Below are 5,190 nucleotides of genomic sequence, written 5' to 3' on the forward strand. Positions count from 1 at the left end.
TCGGTCCCACTGAGCATCTTCCAGTTCGTATCGTTTAGGTGTTGTCATCGGAATGCCTCGATTCGTTTTTCCTCAGATTATACCTGAATTTTTAGTTTTCAGACAGTCCCTAAATCGAGCTATAAGTCTAAATACAAACGTGTGAGTCTTGAAAATTTCACCGATAACCCAGATAAATATGATCAAAAACTGATTAAGGTAACTGGAACCGTCACATATATTCAGCGAAATACTGACGATAGTACTATGGATTATGTTGTTCTAAGCAATAACGACAATACAGCTGCTACCGTTGCTGAGATTGAGGTGGAAGACATGCACTCTCACCATATTTCAGAGGGCAGTAATATCACTATTTTAGGCGGTGGACTTACTAAAACCGTCAAGCTAAATGGCAAAACGCTTGAGTCCGATATTATTGAAGACTTTGTCCAATAGATAATATTGGCTTGCCTTGTTTCGTCCAAAACTGATGACGTTAAAAGTTGGAAAATTCGTGCGGGGATTTTATTTAGGAGGATTTTTTATGCCCAAGAAGACCATCAAGGGAGAAGACGGAAAGACATATGTAGTCAAAACACCTAGTACAAAAAAATGGTATAAGCGTTGGTATACATGGACTGGAGTAATCGTTTTTATGATATGCGTTACTGGGGGAATCATTGCATATCATTCTCATCAAGAGGCTGAACAGGCAAGTAATGTGCAAGCCGTATATACATCGTCAAGCTCGTCAGATTCTGGTTCCGACGATGAAGATTCTTCATCCGATACGAACTCGACTGATTCAGAATCAGATGACCCCACCCTCACTTTGTCCGATGGAACTGATGTTAATGTCAAAAAACAACAAGCTTTCAATCCTAAATATGGAGATACGAGTTTCAGAGGTTCGGACTTAGAGGTTGTTGATGTAACTGTCGCAACTACGGAGTCTTTCACTTACACCGACGATGACGATAACGAAACTGATGCAGAAGGATACATTGTAGTGCGCTATACATACACTGCTGGCACTGATTCAACTATGTTTGATGACCAAGCCGTTCTAAACACAAGCGACGGTCAACAAATCGACGTTGATTCGCAAGATAGTACCGATATTGATGAAATAAACTCTGGTGCTACAAAAAAAGGAACGCTAGTATTTATGGTACCTAATATTTCGAAAACCAATCAATTTTCTTCAATTCGTTTAAAATTCGATGTTAACCCAGACGACTCGTCTGATTTCCATACTTATGATATGACGATGCAACTAAAGGCACAAAATTCATAGCTTCTGTCTGGTGACTCCCCTCGGTTCGATTCCGGGGTGAAGCATTAAAATTTAATATTGGAATAGTAGGTGAACCGTATGGAGGAACTTCTATTAACACAAGATCAGGCTGATAATCTGATTAACTCACTTAAAAATATTACCAAGACCGTCACTGGAAATTTAACAGATGGCACTAAGGGCATGATACCCATTATTGGAAACGACAGTCACCCTTTTCGCCTTTACTACTTTTATGCAGAGGGAAATTGCCATCTACAGTTCATGGACGATCGAACGAAACTTACACTAGTACGAATGAATCTAAATAATAGTTTCCACAAGAATGCAGATGGCAAGGTTATTCACGGTAATCGTGTCAACATTTTTTCTGAGAAAGAATTCCATGAAAAAAACGATGGAAAAACCAATACCAAGGCACATTCTTTACCGTATCAGGGTCTTTCCAATACTTCTGACTTTTTAACTGCTCTTGAAGAATTGTTAATCTTCACTAATACAAATCATCGTGATAGAATTCAGTTAAGTATTAATCAAGGACTACTCATTTAACACAGAGAGGGTGAATTTTTATGTTATTATCAGATGCTGATATCCAAAATATTGCGAGTAACTGGATAAACTGGATTACAAAAGAAACGCACTTTAAGACTCTCTCCAACAATAACATTCAAATATCTCTCCCTTTCACTGACAGTTCTGGAGATGGGATTATTTTCAATGTTGAGCCTAAAGAAAATGGGTTCTTAGTAACCGATCAAGGGTACACAATATGGAATTTAGAAGTTAACGGTGTGAACGTAACAAAAAAAGATAGTAATCGCTGGCGTATCTTGCAGTCCATTATAAATCCATATAAATTTCAAATTAACCAAAAAAATGAGATTTCAAAGATAGTAACTGAATCCGAACTATCACAGACTATCACAGATTTTGCTCAAATAATTATTAATGTTTCAGACATCGCTTTTATGAATCGTTCAAATACTTCTGGAATGTTTTTTGACGATGTTCACACATACTTTAGCAATAAAAGAAGTGAGTACAGCTTTCTAAAAAACTTTTATGCGGACGGCAAAACAAATCAGAAGTACAGATTCGAATATCTTTTTACTCCCAGACCAAACGATTTTAAGTTAACAAAGTTATACAATACCCTTTCTAAAAATTCTATGGATGCAGTTATTGGAATTTGGAGTGATACTCAACAATTTCGTGAAGAAAATTACGGAAGTAATGCAACATTCAATCTCCTATTAAATGGGATTTCTGAAAAGGAGAAACCTTATGTTGAAGGACTCATGTCACACGACATTCAAGTTATAGACTTTCAAGATAAGTCATCGGTTAAGGAAAAATTAGCAATATCCTAGTATCTGTTGCCACAGCAGATACTTTTATTTAGCACGTCGAAAGAACATACGTTTGGAAATATCAACAGTTTCAGTTTCCAATTAAGGAGGAATATCCATGGCAGAAATATACAAAGGAAATGGAAAATGGATCGTCCGTGTCAGCTTTAAAGGTACCGATGGCAAGCGCCATTATAAGTCTAAAAGTGGTTTTAGAACCAAGAGAGAAGCAGAGGTCTATGGTATTGAATTAGAGCAGCAAGTGCACAGTGGCGGAAAAATCTCTCAGCGCAACATCACTTTTTTGGATTACTTTACGGAATGGTTCAAAATATTCAGGAAACCAAATATTGCTGACGCGACGGCCGAAAGGTATCAATACACGATCAACACGATCACTAAGTATTTTGGAAACACCCTACTCCGGAAAATTGACACAGCTCAATATCAAAAATTCCTTAATTGGTATGGCCTCGGTGATGGCAAAGACGAAAAAACACACTCTAAAGAGTCGGCCGCTAAAATAAACGTTCACATTAGAGCTGCTGTGCGTAACGCGGTAAATGATGGTGTTATACCAAGGGACTTTACATTAAATACTCACATAGTTTACGACTCTAGCAATACGCGGGAAATTAAATACCTTAGTTACAATGACGCGGCTAAGCTCTATAAGGTGACTATGAGCAATCTTCACGGCTTAGATGTAACTTCATACATGTGCTTAACTGCCCTGCTTACAGGCATGCGTCAGCAAGAGATTGCGGGGTTAACGTGGACCGACATAGATGTCAAGAACGGAACCATAGATATTAATAAGTCTTGGAATTGGAAAAAACGTGACTTTGGACCAACAAAAAATCCTTACTCCATACGGAAGATAAAAGTAGACCGTAACTTACTCAATATTTTGCAGAAGTTGCATTATGAACAAGAACTATTTCTTAAATCCAAAGAGATATCTAACTCTAAGGATTTAGTGTTCTTCTCTCGCTACCAGCGTGTTCCCTCTTCTAAGGCCCTCAATGATGGATTAGCAGAATTGCTAAAATCAGCTAATATAGATCAAAAACTTAACTTCCACGGTCTACGACACACGCACGCTTCAATTTTACTGTACCAAAAGGCTTCAATCGCTTATATCAGCCATCGATTAGGCCATGAGAGTATCTCAACGACCACAAAGACTTACCTACACATAATTCAAGAACTAGAGCAGGCTGAGGACGATAAGGCTGAGCGCGTCATGAAGAAGCTCGGTAGCGGGGTTGACTGGGATAGTTTTAACTCTGATGCTACAAAATCGATGAAAATGTAGCATTGCACTCTAAAAAAATAGCACTTCTGTAGCACTAACTTGTATAAGTATGTATGAATATGATTTTATAAAAACAAAAAAAGAGAAGGAACGCTGATATAACAACGTTCCTTCTCTTTTTAAACAGACATATATTTCCTTGATATACCGGAGGTGGGGTTCGAACCCACACGACCTCAACGGTCACTGGATTTTGAGTCCAGCGCGTCTGCCAGTTCCGCCACTCCGGCAAAAAATACAAATTGATTGGATACACCCAGTCAAAGGTGGTAATCGGATTCGAACCGACGATGAAGGTTTTGCAGACCTCTGCCTTACCACTTGGCTATACCACCATAATCGCCTATCCAATCTGACTGGACCAGCTGAAAAACTTCAAGATGCCCCAATCTAGGGCGGTATGTGGGAATCGAACCCACGCGTGCCGGAACCACAATCCGGTGTGTTAACCCCTTCACCAATACCGCCATCACATTACAAACAGGGATAGTAGGAGTTGAACCCACATCGACGGTTTTGGAGACCGTTGTTCTACCATTGAACTATATCCCTATAATGATGGTGGGGAGTGGATTCGAACCACCGAACCCGAAGGAGCGGATTTACAGTCCGCCGCGTTTAGCCAGACTTCGCTACCCCACCATAAATGGCGCGGGACGGAATCGAACCGCCGACACATGGAGCTTCAATCCATTGCTCTACCAACTGAGCTACCGAGCCATACCATCATGTAATATGTTTGTTGTGTATTAAATTTTCAATAACATAACAACGGTCCGTACGAGACTCGAACTCGTGATCTCCTGCGTGACAGGCAGGCGTCCTAAACCAACTAGACCAACGGACCATAATGTATTATGTCATATGGAGGATACAGGGCTCGAACCTGTGACCCTCTGCTTGTAAGGCAGACGCTCTCCCAACTGAGCTAATCCTCCAAAATGACCCGTACGGGATTCGAACCCATGTTACCGCCGTGAAAGGGCGGTGTCTTAAACCACTTGACCAACGGGTCATACTTTTGAAAACGGAGAGTGAGGGATTCGAACCCTCGAAACAGGTTAGTACCCGTTTACAGCATTTCCAATGCTGCTCCTTCAGCCACTCGGACAACTCTCCATTATTAAGCTCCGGCAGGCGGGCTCGAACCGTCGACAACCTGATTAACAGTCAGGTGCTCTACCAACTGAGCTATGCCGGAATAATCGCGTGGCAACGTCCTATCCTCGCAGGGGGCGATC

Annotated in this window: 5 protein-coding genes and 11 tRNA genes; 5 read left to right on the forward strand and 11 right to left on the reverse strand. The window is 40.5% G+C overall.

What is annotated here, in order from left to right:
* Positions 1 to 141: 141 nt before the first annotated feature.
* The 5 genes from HF569_RS11970 to HF569_RS11990 all read left to right on the forward strand — a co-directional run bounded on the left by HF569_RS11970 (position 142) and on the right by HF569_RS11990 (position 3,949).
* Positions 142 to 438: an OB-fold protein gene (locus HF569_RS11970; protein ID WP_168902603.1), complete on the forward strand. Its 297-nt coding sequence runs from the start codon at positions 142 to 144 to the stop codon at positions 436 to 438.
* Between the two features lie 88 nt (positions 439 to 526).
* On the forward strand, positions 527 to 1,279 hold the full coding sequence (locus HF569_RS11975) for a hypothetical protein (protein WP_168902604.1): 753 nt from the start codon (positions 527 to 529) through the stop codon (positions 1,277 to 1,279).
* 78 nt (positions 1,280 to 1,357) lie between these two features.
* Positions 1,358 to 1,831, forward strand: coding sequence for a DUF6978 family protein (locus HF569_RS12345; protein ID WP_211089732.1), 474 nt, complete (start codon positions 1,358 to 1,360; stop codon positions 1,829 to 1,831).
* Between the two features lie 20 nt (positions 1,832 to 1,851).
* The gene (locus HF569_RS11985) at positions 1,852 to 2,652 is read left to right on the forward strand and encodes a DUF1828 domain-containing protein (protein ID WP_168902605.1); all 801 of its coding nucleotides are present in this window, start codon (positions 1,852 to 1,854) and stop codon (positions 2,650 to 2,652) included.
* A 97-nt stretch (positions 2,653 to 2,749) separates the two neighbouring features.
* Positions 2,750 to 3,949: a tyrosine-type recombinase/integrase gene (locus HF569_RS11990; protein ID WP_168902606.1), complete on the forward strand. Its 1,200-nt coding sequence runs from the start codon at positions 2,750 to 2,752 to the stop codon at positions 3,947 to 3,949.
* Between the two features lie 145 nt (positions 3,950 to 4,094).
* Here HF569_RS11990 and HF569_RS11995 read toward each other — a convergent pair.
* The 11 genes from HF569_RS11995 to HF569_RS12045 form a co-directional block, all read right to left on the reverse strand.
* A tRNA-Leu gene (locus HF569_RS11995) sits at positions 4,095 to 4,179 on the reverse strand.
* A 34-nt stretch (positions 4,180 to 4,213) separates the two neighbouring features.
* A tRNA-Cys gene (locus HF569_RS12000) sits at positions 4,214 to 4,284 on the reverse strand.
* A gap of 59 nt (positions 4,285 to 4,343) precedes the next feature.
* A tRNA-His gene (locus HF569_RS12005) sits at positions 4,344 to 4,416 on the reverse strand.
* 14 nt (positions 4,417 to 4,430) lie between these two features.
* Positions 4,431 to 4,501 (reverse strand) — tRNA-Trp (locus HF569_RS12010).
* A gap of 7 nt (positions 4,502 to 4,508) precedes the next feature.
* Positions 4,509 to 4,591: transfer RNA gene (locus tag HF569_RS12015), tRNA-Tyr, on the reverse strand.
* A 5-nt stretch (positions 4,592 to 4,596) separates the two neighbouring features.
* Positions 4,597 to 4,669: transfer RNA gene (locus HF569_RS12020), tRNA-Phe, on the reverse strand.
* A 52-nt stretch (positions 4,670 to 4,721) separates the two neighbouring features.
* Positions 4,722 to 4,796, reverse strand: a tRNA-Asp gene (locus HF569_RS12025).
* 18 nt (positions 4,797 to 4,814) lie between these two features.
* Positions 4,815 to 4,887, reverse strand: a tRNA-Val gene (locus HF569_RS12030).
* Between the two features lie 4 nt (positions 4,888 to 4,891).
* Positions 4,892 to 4,964, reverse strand: a tRNA-Glu gene (locus HF569_RS12035).
* A 13-nt stretch (positions 4,965 to 4,977) separates the two neighbouring features.
* Positions 4,978 to 5,068, reverse strand: a tRNA-Ser gene (locus tag HF569_RS12040).
* Positions 5,069 to 5,077: 9 nt separating this feature from the next.
* Positions 5,078 to 5,150 (reverse strand) — tRNA-Asn (locus HF569_RS12045).
* Between the last annotated feature and the right edge of the window lie 40 nt (positions 5,151 to 5,190).

The sequence above is a fragment of the Levilactobacillus tujiorum genome, assembly GCF_012641185.1.
GTDB lineage: Bacteria > Bacillota > Bacilli > Lactobacillales > Lactobacillaceae > Levilactobacillus > Levilactobacillus tujiorum.